This window comes from Thermococcus sp. GR5 (assembly GCF_012027535.1).
Lineage (GTDB): Archaea > Methanobacteriota_B > Thermococci > Thermococcales > Thermococcaceae > Thermococcus > Thermococcus onnurineus.
This window is the reverse complement of record NZ_SNUN01000001.1, coordinates 201,899-217,490: the sequence shown is the minus strand read 5'-3', so window position 1 is coordinate 217,490 and position 15,592 is coordinate 201,899. Positions and strand designations below refer to the sequence as shown.

The window sequence follows — 15,592 nt, the reverse complement described above, 5'->3', positions numbered from 1 at the left end:
ATCTTCACATGAATTAAAGCATTACTCTAGTATTGGCATATCAAGTCCAAGCTTGGAGTACACGAGCTTCCTCTGCTTCTCAGGCACTTTGGGCTTCGCCACTTCCCTCTCGGCTTTCTCCTTATCCAGCAGGCCATAGCGGACAAGGGCAGCTATCCTTCTGTGCTCGAAGCTGTGGCCGTGCTTCTCCCAGTAGCGCTCCAGAGCTGGTCCTAAGACGAGGCAGTTGGTGGTGTATCCTGTAAGTTCGGGGAGCTTGAATGGGAGATTTTTGAGTATCTCAAGCCTCTCGCTCTCTGGCATCAGGCTTAGCAGTCTTATCTGCATCACACCGCCGCTCATGAGCCTGTAGGGATGATGTCCGAAGGGAAGCTCGTGCCCAGTGATTATGTAGCGGTAGCCCTTTTTGAGGGCATATTTTCTGAGCCTCTCCATAGTCCTCTTGGAGCAGCGCCTGCAGGGTGACTCCGCCTTTAACAGAGCTTCCCTGAAGATGTCGGAATAGTCGTAGCGCAGAATTCTGAAAGGGATGTTGAGGTGCCCGGCTATCCTTTTAGCGTTTTCTATTGCCTCTTCCGCCATGAGTCCGTGATCTATCATGACAGCCTCAAGTTCTGGAACCTTGTAGACTTCTTTGGCAAGATAGAGAGCCACTGTGCTGTCTTTACCGCCTGAAAAGGCGAGAATGGCTTTATCGACCTTTTTCATTAAATCATCGAGCTCTTGCCTTATGGCCTCTCTGTTGAAGGGGTGCCTCAGGTGGACCTGACACTCCCTACATATCGGCTTTCCGTCGAGGATATCTATCTTTGCCGTTCTCTCGTCGTGGATGCAGAGTGAGCACTTGAGCATGATGGGGAGAAAGAAGGGCAGTTTAAAAAACTACCTCCTGAAGAATTTTCCCCTTTGAGGAGTTCCTAGCCCACAGTTATCATTGCGTTTCTTAGGAGTATTCCTTGGTTGTTCCTAGTTATGAGCCGCCCGAAGAGTACTCCAAAAGCCAAGCCACTCAGCCAGAGGAGTATGATGAGGCTGTTGGCACTCATCCCGTTGGGGTTGAGCGTCACAGAAAGGGTCTTGTACACCAAAGCGAAAGCTACCACAAAAATAGTCTCGTGAGAATGGACAGCCGGTAGTCTTTCCAACGAGGGCCAGAACTCTACTATCATCGGTGTACTGTTCTATGAGCCGGGTATCGTGGAGGCCATAAACGAGAGTTCTCGTTATGTTTGCCTGCTTCTGAAGGCAATGAAGCCGAATATTGCTGCAATCCAGCTAGCGTTCTTCAGCTGCCAGAAGGCCCAAGTCCCAACTGTTATCCAGACAATGGTATAAAACTTTTCCAGGTTCTTCTTTTCGTTTTCGGGTATCTCAAGCCTGAGCAGCTTTCTCCACGTCATTCCGGCTATGCTATCAGAGAGCCTGATAAATATAACCATAACGTTAATCAGGAGAAATCCCAGCAGAAAAAACTACGCAAGAATCTCATGGAGCATGGCGCTCACCGAAGGGTGTCTTGGAAAATAAAAATACTTAAAACTTACGAGTGGTAACTAAAGAAGCCGCTTCCGCTTCACAAGAGGGGCAACATCCCTTGCAATCCTTCTCGCGCTGAAAAGCGTCAGAGGATCCATTGTCCGATATATCGCCAGCTGACAGCCGCTTATGCGGACATCTATATATTCCTTCGCCTTCATTGCGGCCTTGAGGTACTCCCGGATACTTTCTGCCCTCTCAAAGTCAAGACCTGCTTTTCTCAGCCTCTCAACGTTCAGCTCGTGCACCGTTAGCGGCTGGAGCATCATCTCGTCCACGCCAAGTGAAGCTGCTAATTCGGCTATCTTCGGTATGTCCTCGTCGTTTATTCCCGGCATGAATATCGTCCTAACGATGGAGCGGACGGATTTATCTCTCCCAACTATTCTGAGCGCGTTGACGACGTTGTCGAAGGTGTCAGCGTTGGTTATGGCCAGGTGCTTCTCCCTGGTGGCCGCGTCGAGGCTTATCATAACGAGGTCAAAGTCCAGTTTCTGCCAGAACTCTTCCGTTAAGAGGGAACCGTTGGTCTGTAGATCAAGTCTGGCCTCCGGAAACCTCTCGCGGAGCATTCTGTTGACTTCCACTATCCTAGGTGAAAACAGTGGCTCCCCGTACTGTGAAACCGTTATTGCCTTTGGGTTTTCCCAGCCGTAATAGCCCGGCTTCGGTGCCTTTCCAAGCTTTACTGCCACGTTTGAATAGCAGAATATGCAGTCGTGGTTGCACGCTGGAGTAAGCTCGTAGCTTGGATGATGAACCGGATTGGGATTGCTCAGATCCAGTCCCTGACAGAACTGACAGTGGGACGGATAGACCAGATCGTCAACGAACCTCTTTAACAGTCTCGCCTCTTCGTTCTCCAGAATCTGAGGCTCAACACCCATTTTTCTCGCGAATTCTTCCCACGAATATTTCACGGTTCTCACCGAGGGTGGAGGAGAAAAGGAGTTTAAAAATATGATTGGTCAAAGAAGTTCCATGAGCTTTGAGCCGTCGAAGACGGGACCATCTTTACAAACGAGATATGGTCCCAGTGCACAGTTGCCGCATACTCCTATGCCGCACTTCATGTACCTCTCCGCGGAAACTTGGACGTTTCTGTAGTCCATGATCCGTAATACGGCTTTTAGCATAGGCCCCGGGCCGCAGGCGTAGATTTGGTCGAATTCTTCCTTCCTCTCTGCGAGAACATCTGTCGGAAAGCCTTTTCTTCCAGCCGAGCCGTCGTCGGTGGTTACCATGATTTCATCGACGTATCTCTCGATGTCCATGAGCGCCAGTTCTTCCTTTGTTTTGGCACCGTAGATGAGCGTGATTTTCTCGAACTTCCCTGCGTTCCGCTTGGCGAATGCATAGAGTGGTGGGAGGCCTATGCCGCCGCCGACGAGGGCTATTTTCTTCCCCTTTGGCTCGAAGCCGTTGCCATATGGGCCGCGGAGCCAGATGTAATCTCCTTCGTCCAGCTCAAAGAGCCTGCTCGTAAATGGCCCAACGCGCTTGACTACTATAAGGTCCCTATCCGCTAGGCTGAAGGGCTTTTCCCCAACCCCAGGAAGCCACGCCATGATGAACTGGCCCGCTTTGAAATCAAAGTCTCTCTCAAATCTAAATGCCTTCACGTCCCTAGCAACTTTCCAAACTTCTTTGAGCTTAACCCTTTCCAGCATTGATCTTAACCCCCCGCGGCTTTCCTATGATTTCATCTTCCTCCATAACAACGCTACCACGGAGAACGGTCATCACGACCTTTCCTCTAAGCTTTTTACCCTCCCATGGACTCCATCTTGCTTTGGTGTAGAACTCCTCTGGCTTTACGACCCATTCCTCTTTCATATCAATGATAGTGAAATCCGCGTCCTTCCCAATCTCCAGACCTTTGTTTCTTATTCCAAATATTCTAATAGGATTAGTGTGCATCTTCTCGACGATGTCCTTAAGACTGATCATCCCTCTGTTCGTAGCATCGAGAAGTAAGGCAACTTCGGTTTCAAGTCCTGGAATTCCGGCTGCCCCGTTTTCTTTATCCTCCTGGGTGTGGGGTGCATGGTCGCTTGCTATGAGTGGGATCTTGCTGAAGTTCTTCCACATGAACGCTCTGTCACTTTCCCTTCTCAGAGGAGGGTAAACTTTGAAAAGCGGGTTCCTCTCGTAGTCCTTTCTCGTGAGAAAGAGGTGATGAGGTGTCACCTCAAAACTTACCCACGGAAGGTTTTTCTTCGTGATTAGCTTCATGCCATCGGCTGTCGAGACGTGGCAGATATTGAGAGGCTTCTTCAGCCTTTCCGCTGCTTCGAGAGCTTCTTTTATTGCCCTGACTTCAGCCTCCGGTGGTCTCTCTGGTTTTTCCCGAATTATCCTTGCGTCTTCGGCATGAACGCTGACTATACCGGGCGCACAGGCGTAGTCACTCTCAAAGTCCTCAGAATATATGCCCCCTGTAGAGGCGCCCATGAATATTTTGTAGAAGCCTGCCTGTACTTTTTTTGCCTCTTCACAATTCCCGGCGATGAGGAAACTTAGGAAATAGTCCGCGTAGGATTTTCTCCTGAGCGTAGCCTGGCGGAACTCAAAGGTCTCCGAGTTAGTTATCGGTGGGTCCGTGTTGGGCATGTCAAAAACTGTGGTTATCCCGCCGTGTAGGGCTGCCATTGTTCCTGTTCTGATGGTCTCCTTTGATTTCTGCCTGAAGTCCCTGAGGTGGACGTGAACATCTATCAATCCGGGAAGGATAATCCTCCCCCGGTCAATCTGTAACACCTCTTCTCCCCTCAAGTCACTGCGGGAAATTCGGGAGATTCTACCATCGAGAATCCCTATGTTTCCTTCTATCAGTTTTCCATCTTTCAGAAGCTTTCCTTTTAGAACTAGGTCATACATAGTGCCCGCACGGGGATGAAGACCTAAGGATTTTAAGTTTTTTGCCCTATCGCCCATTTCCATGACTGTCTAAAAGGTAGCTAACGATTTTTTCGGGTTTCCCCATAATTGTGAAATCTTTTTTTCGTGATTTATCTTGTTTTAACTATTTGTTTTTAATAAAACTGTCTCCAGAAGACGCAAATAAAAAATAAAGTAACAAAAACTTTAAAACTGGTGATCTCGGCCAGGAATGCTTTTTTTCATCGGGAATACTTTTACAAGAACGTAACCCTTAAATAGGCTTTCAATGTATATTGTCATGCCATTGTACACCACATATGGCAACATTGCCAAAAAGTGAAGGAGGCAGTGGAATATGAAGAAGGCTTTGGGATTGTTTGTTATGGGCTTGATGCTGTTTAGTTTGTTTTTTGTGAATCCAGTGAGTGCCTATACCGACGAGGAACTCATCAAGTACGGCCTTGAGGCTCTCGGAACCACCTACTACACCACTCCCGACAAGCTGGGAGACATACTCCAGTGGACAGAGGACGATCTTACGCACCTTACTGCAGAATTCTCCTATGAGAAAGATGGCAAGACTTACACTGTTGAGTCCCCAGACCAGTTCTGGGATCTCGCTAAGATAGCCCTTGGTCTTGGTATCTTTGAGAGCCCAAGGGTATTCATAGTCGAGAACTGGGAGTTCTATCCGGCCAACAAGCAGAGGGTTACCAAGATACTCGCCGACCCGAACGTTGGTATCGGAACCCGCTGGAACGTCATGACGGCTGAGACTCCGGACAAGAAGCTCAAGATCGCCCAGTTCGCCTCTACGGGTGCCCTCTTCATGGATGCCATTAACCCGATTGGAGGTATAACCAGTGTCTACTCCAACAGGGTTATGAACCTCATAACTGACTATGGTGGTTCGACGAACTTTGATGGTGTTTACGCTCCGTACAGGTGTACGTGGACCCTTGAGAAGGGCGAGTTCACCGTTCCTGAGGATGCCGTTATTTACAACCAGACCCAGGGCTGGATTGCCGCTCACGCTGGTGAGTCTGTTCCTGTTAAGATTACCGTTAAGTGTGACGTTGGGGAGTGGCACAACGGCGTAAAGGGTGACATCAACGACATAAAGAACTATATTGCCTTCCTTTACACGTGGGCCTACCAGGACACTCCGGACGACAGGTACTATGACCCCGGTCTCTCTGGAACTGCCAGCAGGTTCACCCAGGTTTATGGATTCCAGTGGACTGATGATGGTTATGTGGTTTACGGTACTTACAAGCACCCACTTGCTGATGACATGACTGCTAGCTTCTATGTCTATTACCCGAGCATGCCGTGGGAGCTCTACTGGGCAATGGGTGAGCTTGTCGCTAGGAGCAAGGACTATGGCATTGACAAGACCTACTCCTTCAGCAGCAGTGGTGAGGGCGTCCTCTGGCTCGACCTCCTTACCAAGGAGCACGTTGACGACCTTGTTAAGGTTATTAACGACATAATTAACGGCAATGCTAAGGGCAACTTCCCAGGAATTGACTGGAACGCCGCCAAGGACAGGCTTAACGCCGATGTCCAGTTCTACAACACCTACGGCCACATCTTCATAAGCAACGGTCCGTATGTCCTTACCAAATATGACCCAGGAGCACTTTACCTCGAGCTTAGGAAGTTCACCGGTGAGAGGACCGTCTTTGGTGACACCCTCCCGAAGGAGGGCTATGCTGAGGAGATAATCTACCAGGGTGTCCAGAACCAGGAGACTGTTATCCTCCAGATCGCCAAGGGTGAGTACGACCTTGGTATGTTCGCCTTCGCCGCTGGAAAATACCAGGGCCTTGGTTCGGACATTCTCTCCAACCTTAACCTGTACAAGAGTGCCAGCTCGTACAATGAGCTGACTTTCAACACTTGGCATGACCCGGACAAGGATGCTCCGATCGTTACCGTTGGTGACAAGGTTTACTTCAACCCGTTTGCCGTCAGGGAAGTTAGGTTTGCCATGAACTGGCTTATCAATAGGGACTACATCGTCCAGAATATCTACCAGGGTAGCGGTGCTCCAATGCTCGGCTGTATAAGACCCAGCCACCCAGCTGCTAAGTACATCAATGTCGTCTACGAGGCTCTCGGTCTCACTTCAACTGGAAACGAGAACTATGCTCTCCAGCTCTTTGAGGAGGGCATGAAGAAGGCTCAGGAGCAGGTTGCCAAGTACGGTCACACTCTTGAGAAGAAGGATGATGGTTACTGGTACTTCGACGGTGAGCCAGTAACCGTCAAGTTCATTATCCGTATCGAGGACGAGAGGAAGGAGATTGGCCTTTACGTCGCTGACCTTATCGAGCAGAAGCTTGGCTTCAAGGTTGAGAAGCTCCTCTGGGACAGGCAGAAGGCAGGTGGAGTTGTCTTTGCAGAGCCCCCAAGCAACTACAACTGGAACATCTACACTGGCGGATGGGGTGCTGGTGGACTGCCGAGCCAGTGGATTGACGGCTACAGTGCATTCTTCTACACCAACTGGGGAGGATACACTCCGAACGGTCAGGGCCCGGAGAACGGACACAAGAACACTGCTACCGTTGCTGAGTTCCTGACCTACATCGGCAAGTTCTACGCTCCGGCTGAGACTACCACTACGACCACCACTACCACTACGACCACCATCGAAGAGACTACCACCACTACCACTACGACCACCACTCCGAGCGGAACCAGTACCACCACTTACGTCCTCGTCGGCCTCGTGATAATCATCATTGCCGGCGCGGCCTGGTACTTCACCAAGAAGAAGTGATTTCGTTCTTTCCCTCTTTTTTGTTTCTGTTTTGTTGACTCTGTCTTAGCGTTCTTGTGATGCCGCTTTCTGATGAGGGAATTAACTTTTCTGTGCATTCTGTGAAAATGTGTACATCGATGCAGTAAGATATATAAAGTCAGTTTTACAATGCTGAAAAAGATACATCAAACACGAGCAACCTACGTGGGGGTGAAAGGATGGGGTATCTCAAGTACCTTGCGTTTAGAATTGTGAACGCAATTATTGTTCTCTTGATAGTGACATTTATTATATCGGCGCTCTTCGTTAAGGTTGCCGAGGAAAGCAACAAGGCCGCGATGTTTGAGGAGCTTATGAACTGGGATAAAACCGAAGGTAAAATCATTAAGCAAACTGCAGGTATAGAAGAATATGAAAAAGTGAAAGCCACTAAAATAGAAGAACTTAGAAGAAAGTATGAGCTTGATGTCCCCTACTGGGAGAAGGTTATTAACAAAGCAATTCGTACTCTCGAGTTGGATTTTGGCACAACCAAAATGCCAATCTTCGGAACTAACAACGTTTCCAAAATAATTAGAGTTGCCCTTCCGAGAAGTGTGGTGCTCTTTACAACGGCAACAATAATCACGATTATACTGGGTCTTTTCCTTGGAGTTAGGGCAGCTAGGCACGCTGGGAGTGTTTTCGATAGAGCATTGTCAGTCTTTGCGTTGCTCACGTATAGTCTACCAATGTGGTGGACAGGAATGATGTTTATACTTATCTTTGCATACAAGTTTGGCTTGTTCCCAATGTCCTCAATGTTTGAACCAAATGATACACTTATAGATAGGATACACAAGCTAGCACTTCCAGTACTCACGTATGTCTTTGTAGCTTTCGGTGGATGGGCATGGACTACCAGGAACATCATGATTGGTACCCTCCAGGAGGACTTCATCATGGCTGCTAGGGCTAAGGGTGTGCCAGAGCACAAGATTATCTATGGTCATGCCCTTCGTGCTGCTGCTCCGCCAATAGTGACTATGGTGATCTTCGCCCTCCTTGGTTCACTTGGTGGTGCAATAATCAGTGAGCTTGTCTTCAACTATCCTGGAATGGGCAGACTTTACTGGGTTGCCCTCCAGCAGAATGAGACCAACCTCCTCATAGGACTGACGTACTTCTTCACAGTGCTCTACCTATCGGGAGTCGTCCTCGCTGACATGGTGTATGGATTCCTCGATCCGCGTGTTAAGGTCGGTGCTTCTGCCAAGATGTGAGGTGATTCACGATGAGATGGGTTGACATCAAAGAGGGATTTAAGGAATTCCTTGATGAATTCAAGAGGGAGAAGACCGGCATAGCCGGTGTGGTCCTCCTCGTCATACTAGTGCTTGTTGCACTTACGGCTCCTCAAACTACTATCCCTGATCTCCCAACAAAGTGGAGAAACTCCCAGTACTGGGAAGAGAACCCGAAAAATGTTCCGCCTACTTGGTATAATATGTTTACATCTCAGAAGCTGATGCCTCATTTAGTGTATACTTTGAACGATCCTGACGTTAATGTGGTTACTCAAGACAAAGATACCATAATAACAGTAAATTACAATGTTCCAGAGAATTACTATTATGGGCCCCAAGGTATCATCATAAACGGTTTCAATGTCACATTGAATAGCCCAATCGGTGTTCCCACAATATCAGTTTACCTTATTCGTCCAGATGGCGATAAAGTATTGCTTGTAAAAGATAAAGAACTGAGTAGTGACGTTACAATAGCTGTTGGAAGGGATAGCGAAATCTCAAAAATGATCTATATGTGGCTCGTCTATAAAACCACTGGCCAAAATATCACTCCTCTTGATGTCCCGCTCCAGACAATACTCATCAACGATATGATTGCTCCACTCTTTGCAGATCTCACTGGAGCCACTGGCCCAGATGAGGTCATAGAAAATCCAAAGCCCCTTTGGGGAACATATAAACTTGAGATTGTTATACATAAGCCTAGGCCGGTTAATGAAGTTAACTATGATAACATCAAAATAACATTCCTCGGAAGAACCTATGGAACTATGGGAACAGATTACCTTGGCAGGGATCTTTGGGCTGGCCTGATCTGGGGTAGCAGAGTCTCAATAACCATTGGTATACTAGTTTCCATCCTTCAGACTATTATAGGCCTTATCTATGGAGTTACCAGTGCCTACCTCGGTGGAAACGCCGACGAGTTCATGATGCGTATCAACGAGATATTCGCCTCCATTCCGAGTCTGCCTATACTTATCCTCATAGGTGCCACTGCCGGACACATTACCCTCTGGTTCATAGTGGCGCTGTTGGTAATCTTCGGATGGATGGGAATCGCAAGGATTTCGAGGAGTATGGCACTCCAGATCAAGGAGCAGACTTACATTGAGGCAGCTAAGGCCCTTGGTGCTGGCAATGGTAGGATAATCTTCAAGCACATCCTCCCACAGCTGCTCCCGTATGCGTTCGCCGTTATAGCCCTTAGCGTTCCAGGTGCGGTTATCGCTGAGGCCTCACTGAGCTTCCTTGGTATCGGTGATCCGACGGCCGTTACTTGGGGTCAGATACTTAACGCGGCGCAGAATCAGGCGGCAACGACTAAGGGTTACTGGTGGTGGGTCATTCCGCCGGGACTTGGAATCGCTGTGGTTGGCCTTACCTTCGTGCTTATAGGTACGGCCCTCGACAAGATACTCAACCCGAGGCTCAGGAGGCTGTGAGGTGATATAAATGGCTAAGAACGTGCTCGAAGTTAAAGATCTCAAGATGTATTACTTCACCAGCAAAGGTGTCGTCAAGGCCGTGGACAACATCACCTTCAACCTCAAGAAGGGTGAAGTGCTGGGACTTGCCGGTGAAAGTGGATGCGGCAAGTCCTCCCTTGGTTTTACTTTAATGGGAATGCCCACTTCTCCAGGAAAGATAGTCAGCGGTAGCATCAAGATAGACGGGAGGGAGATAGTTGGTCTTCCGGAGGACGTGCTCAGGAAGGAGATACGCTGGCAGAAGATATCCATGATATTCCAGGGTGCAATGAACGCCCTCAACCCAGTTTACACCATTGGTTATCAGATGACTGAGCCCCTTATACTCCATAAGGGTATGGACAAGGACGATGCCCTCGACAGGGCCCAGAAGTATCTTGAGCTCGTTGGCCTCCCACCTGACATCGTCTATCGCTATCCGCACGAGCTTTCAGGCGGTATGAAGCAGCGTGTCATCATCGCCACCGCCCTGCTCCTCGAGCCTGATGTGGTTATAGCCGACGAGCCGACAACGGCACTTGACGTCGTTGTGCAGGCACAGATCATAAACCTCATGAAGAAGCTCAAGAAGGAGCTCGGACTGTCAATGATATTCATCACACATGACCTTAGCATTCTCGCTGAGATCAGCGACCGCGTTGCGATAATGTACGCCGGTAAGATCATCGAGATAGGTGACAGCGAGAAGATTTACTACGAGCCGGCTCACCCATACACCCAGAAGCTCCTCGCTGCTATACCGAGGCTTCACGAAGACGTTGAGAGACTTGAGTTCATTCCGGGACAGCCACCCAATCTCATCACACCACCAAAAGGATGCCGCTTCCACCCGAGGTGTCCGTACGCGATGCAGGTTTGTAAGGAGCAGGAGCCTGAGCTGAAGGAGATTGATAAGGATCACTACGCCGCATGCTGGTTGCTGTGAGGTGTGAGAGATGGCGGAGCCGGTACTCAAAGTTGAAAACCTTAAGAAGCACTTCCCAATCAAGAGAGGATTCATCAGCACCCTCAAAGGTGAGCCTCAGAGGTACGTGAGGGCTGTCGACGGCATAAGCTTCGAGATCGAAAAGCAGGAGGTCTTTGCTCTCGTTGGTGAGAGCGGCTGTGGTAAGTCAACCACTGGTAAGCTCATAGTCAAGCTCCTCGAGCCAACAGAGGGTAAGATATACCTTGAAGGCAAGGATGTTACCAACATTAAGACCAAAGAGGAAATCCTGGATTACAGGAGGCGTGTTCAGATAATCTTCCAGGACCCGTTCAGCTCGATGAATCCGCGTTTCAGGATATTCGACATTCTCGAGGAGCCGCTCCTCATACACGGCATTGGCGAAACCAAGGCCGAACGTGAGGAGCTCATCTACAAGGCTCTTGAGATGGTCAAGATAACCCCGCCGGAGGACTACGTCGGAAGGTTCCCACACATGCTCTCTGGCGGTCAGAGACAGCGTGTCGCTATCGCTAGGGCGCTCATATTGAACCCGACGTTCATAGTTGCCGACGAACCTGTTTCAATGCTTGACGTGTCCATCAGGGCAGAGATCCTCGAACTAATGAAGGAGCTCAAGGAGAAGATGGGCGTTACCTACCTCTACATCACCCACGACCTCTCAACGGCCAGATACTTCGCCGACTACATTGCGGTCATGTATCTGGGAAGGATCGTGGAGATGGGTCCCGCTGAGAAAGTCATTGACAACCCGCTTCACCCGTACACTCGGGCACTCCTCGCTGCAGTCCCAGAGCCGAAGCCAGAGAGGAGGAACGTCATCAAGGAGCTTCCAATTAAGGGTGAAGTTCCAAACGCCGCCGAGATTCCACCGGGATGCAGATTCCACCCGAGGTGCATCTACGCTCAGAAGGGACTCTGTGATGTCAAGCATCCGCAGCTCGTCGAGTACGAACACAACCACTTCGCGGAGTGCCACCTCGTTGGCAAGTACTGACTTCTCTTCAACATTTTCTTTTAGGTGAGATCCATGGGAACACTGAGAGAGGCGCTTGAGTATCCTTTTCTGAGGGCCGGCCTGATAATGCTCCTCTTGGCATTGATAATTTCTGCTATGGGGCTTTATGGGGTTGATAAGTCCTACTCATCCAATGGCACACTTGGTAAGGGCAGGCATTTTCTTGGAGATGAGGACTTTGAAAAGAGCTACGTCTATTACAACCGCACTCTTATCATCTCTTCGTCCAATGCAACTTTCTCCGTGATACAGGGAAACGCTACAGAAAAATACACCCAGCTAAATGGGACCGTGAAGATAATACCCACGACTCGGCCAGTGATAGACGTTTTTAATGGAACCGTCAACTATACCTACACCGTCAGTGCGAAAGACTATCCCTATGCTATATATTCTCTCATAGCCTTCGTGCTCATGCTCGTGGGGACGGTTATGGCTTTTATAGGTTACACCCACTTCCTAAGGGATGTGAAGGAGGGTAAGAGATGAGGAGTTTGGACTACGATGCTGTGATTGAGAGAATCGTTTCTTTTATTCAAGGGAAAGTAGAAGAAGCAAGGGCAAATGGTGTCGTTGTAGGAGTAAGCGGAGGCATAGATAGTGCTACCACAGCTTATCTAGCTGTTAAAGCTCTTGGCAGGGAGAAGGTCCTCGGCTTAATAATGCCCTACTATGAGAACGGCGACGTTGAGGATGCAAAACTCGTCTGCGAGAACCTTGGAATCGAGTATAAGCTCATAAACATAAGGCCCATCGTGGATGAGTTTGAAAAAGCCGTTGGAGAGCTCGATGTTAAAAGCAAGGGGAACATCATGGCCAGAACAAGGATGATTCTCCTCTATGCTCACGCCAACTCTAGAAACTACCTCGTCCTTGGAACCAGCAATAGGAGTGAGCTTTTGACGGGTTATTTCACCAAGTGGGGTGATGGCGCAAGTGACTACGCACCGCTCATAAACATCTACAAGACTGAGGTTTGGGAGCTGGCCAAGCGTTTGGATATTCCAGAAAGAATCATCCAAAAGAAGCCAACTGCAGGTCTCTGGGAGGGCCAGACCGACGAGGACGAGCTGGGAATAAGCTACAGACTGCTCGATGAAATTCTCTGGCGTCTCGTCGACCTCAAGATGCCCAAGGATAAGATCGCCGAAGAGCTTGGAATTCCGTTGGAGAAAGTTGAATACGTTGAACTGCTTGTCAAAAGGAGCGAGCACAAAAGACGCCTTCCATTGGGCCCTGAATTCTGAGGTGAGTCCATGAAGAAAGGCTATCTTTTCGTTTTTCTTGCTGCCTCAATGTGGGGGACACTGGGCATCTTCGCCAAGTATCTTGATGGCTTTGGGCTCAGTCCGTTTACAATGGTTTTTTACCGCGTTCTCTTTGCACTTATTCTCCTGGCAGTCTATCTATCCTTTCGAGGTAGCTTCTCCATAGAGCGTTCTCGCCTAAAGTTCTACGCCTCTTACGGTTTTTTCAGCATCTTCCTGTTCTATACCCTCTACTTTTATACGGTCACGATTTCCTCGGTTTCTTTTGCAGTTCTGCTCCTCTATACTGCGCCAATCTATTCAATAATCTTGGGCAGTCTGATTTTTAGAGAGCCTCTCAAGAGAGAGAAGGTTATCGCGCTGACAATGGTAATGGCTGGGGTTCTCCTCGTTAACTGGGGCGATGTCCAGTTCTCTACGAAGGCCCTTATTTTCGGCCTTCTCACAGGCTTCACCTACGCACTCTACGGCGTTCTCGCCAAGTTAGCCGTCAGAAAGGAAGAGCCTGAAAAGGCACTCTTCTACACTCTGCTTTTTGGTATGATTTACCTTTTACCGTTCGCGGACTTCGGCGTTCCAGCGGGAGCAGTTCCCTACCTCTTCGCGCTCGCGTTCTTCCCGACTTTCCTTGGATACATACTATACAACCGTGCTCTAAAGGAGATAGAGGTCAGCAGGGCCTCAATAGTAGCTACGATAGAGCCAGTCGTTGCCATAATTTTGGCCTTTCTGCTATTTGGGGAAACCCTTACCATAAAACAGCTCGCAGGGGCAGCCCTTATCATAGGCGGCTCGATGCTCATTCACATGAAAGAGGAAGAAAAACCTGAAGAAGTTGTCCTCGAGGAAGTGCATTAGACGTGGAAGTACCTCTCCAGTTCCCACTCCGTTACCTTTTTCGTCTCCAGTGGCAGCTCCTTTGATTCGAGGTATTCAACGTAGCGTTCCCACTCGAGCTCTTTGTAAGATATGAAGTTTTCGTAGGCCTTTCCGAGGGCCTCTTTGACAACTTTGTCCTTCCTGAGCTCTTCGAGGGCTTCACCCAGGCTTCCGGGTAGTGTATCGATGCCAAGTTCCTCTCTTCTGCTTTCACTCATCTTGTAGACGTTCTCTTCAACGTATGCATCAGGCTCGATCTTCCGCTTAATGCCATCAAGTCCCGCCATCAATATCGCTGCAAACGCGAAGTATGGGTTTGCGCTCGGGTCCGGGCAGCGGTATTCAATCCTTGCACCGTCACCCCAGAAGGCCGGAACCCTTACCAGTGCGCTCCTGTTCCTGTAGCCCCAGCTTATGTAGACTGGAGCTTCATAACCCGGAACCAGACGCTTGTAGCTGTTCACTGTGGGGTTCGTGATTGCAGCTAGAGCCTTTGCGTGCTTGAGTATTCCCCCGAGGAAGTACAGGGCCGTTTCACTGAGCTCATCCTCACCTTTGAAAGCGTTCTCTCCGCCCTTCCAGAGGCTTATGTGAAGGTGCATTCCGTTGCCGGGCATGCCGTAGAGTGGTTTGGGCATGAAAGTCGCGTAGAGTCCGCGCATCTCGGCTATAGCTTTGACGATGTACTTAAAGCTCACGATGTTGTCTGCCGTCTTTAGTGCCTCGTCAAATCTGAAGTCTATCTCGTGCTGAGCCTTCCCAACCTCGTGGTGGAGCACCTCTGGAACGAGGCCGAACACTGGCATGTAAAGGGCTATCTCTCTCCTCATACTCCTTGCCTTGTCGAGGGTTATCAAGTCGAAGTAGCCTCCGCTGTCTGGTATGTGGAGTTCCCACGAACCGTTCTTTTTGAATAAGTAGAACTCTGGTTCTGGGCCGATGTAGGCCGTGAACCCCTCCTTTTCGAGCCTTTCCAGGACTTTCCTGAGAACTCCCCTCGGGTCTGCGTGATAGGGCTTTTCATCCTTGTAGATGTAGCCGTAAACTCTGGCTATGCCCTCCCATGGAATTTCGGCGTAGGTGCTTGGGTCTGCCTTGAAGATGAGGTCGCTGTCCTCTATTCCCTGAAAGCCTGGGATTGAGGAACCATCAAAGGTTATTCCATCTGTTATTGCCTCCTCGTACCTGCTCGCAGGTATCTCCATCCCCTTTGGAACCCCATTGATGTCCACGAATATCAGCTGAATGAATCTTGGGGATTTGGTGTAGACTTCATCTGTTCCCTCCACCTTGACAATTTCGTTCATTTTTACCACCATTTACTGTTCTAATGTTCAGTTTTAATGACAATCTGATGAACAATTTATCCAATAAAAGCATTTTTGTTGATTTCTTGTCATTATGACGAGAATGCGGGGTGTAGAGGGTCGATTGACAGAATTTTGTAGATTTCGTTCGTAATACTTGAATTATTCTACAAATTTATGTTAAACAAAGGTTTTTGGGTGTCAAG

At 49.0% G+C, this 15,592-nt stretch carries 15 protein-coding genes; 8 read left to right on the top strand and 7 right to left on the bottom strand.

Features of this window, described 5'->3' with window-relative positions; translation table 11 throughout:
- Nucleotides 1–21: 21 nt before the first annotated feature.
- The 6 genes from E3E33_RS01035 to E3E33_RS01010 all read right to left on the bottom strand — a co-directional run bounded on the left by E3E33_RS01035 (nucleotide 22) and on the right by E3E33_RS01010 (nucleotide 4,416).
- Entirely contained in the window at nucleotides 22–852 is an 831-nt protein-coding gene (locus E3E33_RS01035; protein WP_167711436.1) for an ATP-binding protein, read from the bottom strand.
- Between the two features lie 65 nt (nucleotides 853–917).
- On the bottom strand, nucleotides 918–1,169 hold the full coding sequence (locus E3E33_RS01030; RefSeq protein WP_167711435.1) for a hypothetical protein: 252 nt from the start codon (nucleotides 1,167–1,169) through the stop codon (nucleotides 918–920).
- Between the two features lie 54 nt (nucleotides 1,170–1,223).
- Nucleotides 1,224–1,400, bottom strand: a complete 177-nt coding sequence (locus E3E33_RS01025) for a hypothetical protein (RefSeq protein WP_167711434.1) — start codon at nucleotides 1,398–1,400, stop codon at nucleotides 1,224–1,226.
- 153 nt (nucleotides 1,401–1,553) lie between these two features.
- Nucleotides 1,554–2,423: a radical SAM protein gene (locus tag E3E33_RS01020; protein ID WP_167711459.1), complete on the bottom strand. Its 870-nt coding sequence runs from the start codon at nucleotides 2,421–2,423 to the stop codon at nucleotides 1,554–1,556.
- 81 nt (nucleotides 2,424–2,504) lie between these two features.
- Complete coding sequence (locus E3E33_RS01015; RefSeq protein ID WP_167711433.1) at nucleotides 2,505–3,206, bottom strand: dihydroorotate dehydrogenase electron transfer subunit; 702 nt, start codon at nucleotides 3,204–3,206, stop codon at nucleotides 2,505–2,507.
- On the bottom strand, nucleotides 3,190–4,416 hold the full coding sequence (locus tag E3E33_RS01010; RefSeq protein WP_167711432.1) for a dihydroorotase: 1,227 nt from the start codon (nucleotides 4,414–4,416) through the stop codon (nucleotides 3,190–3,192). Before E3E33_RS01010 ends, E3E33_RS01015 begins: the two co-directional genes overlap by 17 nt.
- A 394-nt stretch (nucleotides 4,417–4,810) precedes the next feature.
- Here E3E33_RS01010 and E3E33_RS01005 point away from each other — a divergent pair, with 394 nt between their 5' ends.
- From E3E33_RS01005 to E3E33_RS00970, 8 genes are all read left to right on the top strand, one after another.
- A complete protein-coding gene (locus E3E33_RS01005) occupies nucleotides 4,811–7,207 on the top strand; it encodes an ABC transporter substrate-binding protein (RefSeq protein WP_240911985.1) in 2,397 nt (798 codons plus the stop codon).
- 200 nt (nucleotides 7,208–7,407) lie between these two features.
- A complete protein-coding gene (locus E3E33_RS01000) occupies nucleotides 7,408–8,451 on the top strand; it encodes an ABC transporter permease (RefSeq protein ID WP_012572727.1) in 1,044 nt (347 codons plus the stop codon).
- An 11-nt stretch (nucleotides 8,452–8,462) separates the two neighbouring features.
- The gene (locus E3E33_RS00995) at nucleotides 8,463–9,923 is read left to right on the top strand and encodes an ABC transporter permease (RefSeq protein ID WP_167711431.1); all 1,461 of its coding nucleotides are present in this window, start codon (nucleotides 8,463–8,465) and stop codon (nucleotides 9,921–9,923) included.
- A gap of 10 nt (nucleotides 9,924–9,933) precedes the next feature.
- Complete coding sequence (locus E3E33_RS00990) at nucleotides 9,934–10,893, top strand: ABC transporter ATP-binding protein (protein ID WP_012572729.1); 960 nt, start codon at nucleotides 9,934–9,936, stop codon at nucleotides 10,891–10,893.
- Between the two features lie 10 nt (nucleotides 10,894–10,903).
- A complete protein-coding gene (locus tag E3E33_RS00985) occupies nucleotides 10,904–11,911 on the top strand; it encodes an ABC transporter ATP-binding protein (protein ID WP_012572730.1) in 1,008 nt (335 codons plus the stop codon).
- A gap of 33 nt (nucleotides 11,912–11,944) precedes the next feature.
- A complete protein-coding gene (locus E3E33_RS00980) occupies nucleotides 11,945–12,421 on the top strand; it encodes a hypothetical protein (RefSeq protein WP_167711430.1) in 477 nt (158 codons plus the stop codon).
- On the top strand, nucleotides 12,418–13,179 hold the full coding sequence (locus tag E3E33_RS00975; RefSeq protein ID WP_167711429.1) for an NAD+ synthase: 762 nt from the start codon (nucleotides 12,418–12,420) through the stop codon (nucleotides 13,177–13,179). Before E3E33_RS00980 ends, E3E33_RS00975 begins: the two co-directional genes overlap by 4 nt.
- Before the next feature lie 9 nt (nucleotides 13,180–13,188).
- Nucleotides 13,189–14,058, top strand: a complete 870-nt coding sequence (locus E3E33_RS00970; RefSeq protein WP_167711428.1) for an EamA family transporter — start codon at nucleotides 13,189–13,191, stop codon at nucleotides 14,056–14,058.
- Here E3E33_RS00970 and glnA read toward each other — a convergent pair.
- A complete protein-coding gene (glnA, locus tag E3E33_RS00965) occupies nucleotides 14,055–15,386 on the bottom strand; it encodes a type I glutamate--ammonia ligase (RefSeq protein ID WP_167711427.1) in 1,332 nt (443 codons plus the stop codon). The two genes, E3E33_RS00970 and glnA, sit on opposite strands and share 4 nt — an antisense overlap.
- Nucleotides 15,387–15,592: the final 206 nt, after the last annotated feature.

What these genes read in the sequence shown, in the direction of transcription:
- E3E33_RS01025 (WP_167711434.1), bottom strand. Translation starts at nt 1,400, where the DNA reads ATGACGTGGAGAAAGCTGCTCAGGCTTGAGATACCCGAAAACGAAAAG.
- E3E33_RS01015 (WP_167711433.1), bottom strand. Translation starts at nt 3,206, where the DNA reads ATGCTGGAAAGGGTTAAGCTCAAAGAAGTTTGGAAAGTTGCTAGGGAC.
- E3E33_RS00990 (WP_012572729.1), top strand. Translation starts at nt 9,934, where the DNA reads ATGGCTAAGAACGTGCTCGAAGTTAAAGATCTCAAGATGTATTACTTC.
- E3E33_RS01000 (WP_012572727.1), top strand. Translation starts at nt 7,408, where the DNA reads ATGGGGTATCTCAAGTACCTTGCGTTTAGAATTGTGAACGCAATTATT.
- E3E33_RS01030 (WP_167711435.1), bottom strand. Translation starts at nt 1,169, where the DNA reads ATGATAGTAGAGTTCTGGCCCTCGTTGGAAAGACTACCGGCTGTCCAT.
- E3E33_RS00975 (WP_167711429.1), top strand. Translation starts at nt 12,418, where the DNA reads ATGAGGAGTTTGGACTACGATGCTGTGATTGAGAGAATCGTTTCTTTT.
- E3E33_RS00970 (WP_167711428.1), top strand. Translation starts at nt 13,189, where the DNA reads ATGAAGAAAGGCTATCTTTTCGTTTTTCTTGCTGCCTCAATGTGGGGG.
- E3E33_RS01035 (WP_167711436.1), bottom strand. Translation starts at nt 852, where the DNA reads ATGCTCAAGTGCTCACTCTGCATCCACGACGAGAGAACGGCAAAGATA.
- E3E33_RS01020 (WP_167711459.1), bottom strand. Translation starts at nt 2,423, where the DNA reads ATGGGTGTTGAGCCTCAGATTCTGGAGAACGAAGAGGCGAGACTGTTA.
- E3E33_RS00985 (WP_012572730.1), top strand. Translation starts at nt 10,904, where the DNA reads ATGGCGGAGCCGGTACTCAAAGTTGAAAACCTTAAGAAGCACTTCCCA.
- E3E33_RS01010 (WP_167711432.1), bottom strand. Translation starts at nt 4,416, where the DNA reads ATGTATGACCTAGTTCTAAAAGGAAAGCTTCTGAAAGATGGAAAACTG.
- glnA (WP_167711427.1), bottom strand. Translation starts at nt 15,386, where the DNA reads ATGAACGAAATTGTCAAGGTGGAGGGAACAGATGAAGTCTACACCAAA.
- E3E33_RS01005 (WP_240911985.1), top strand. Translation starts at nt 4,811, where the DNA reads ATGCTGTTTAGTTTGTTTTTTGTGAATCCAGTGAGTGCCTATACCGAC.
- E3E33_RS00980 (WP_167711430.1), top strand. Translation starts at nt 11,945, where the DNA reads ATGGGAACACTGAGAGAGGCGCTTGAGTATCCTTTTCTGAGGGCCGGC.
- E3E33_RS00995 (WP_167711431.1), top strand. Translation starts at nt 8,463, where the DNA reads ATGAGATGGGTTGACATCAAAGAGGGATTTAAGGAATTCCTTGATGAA.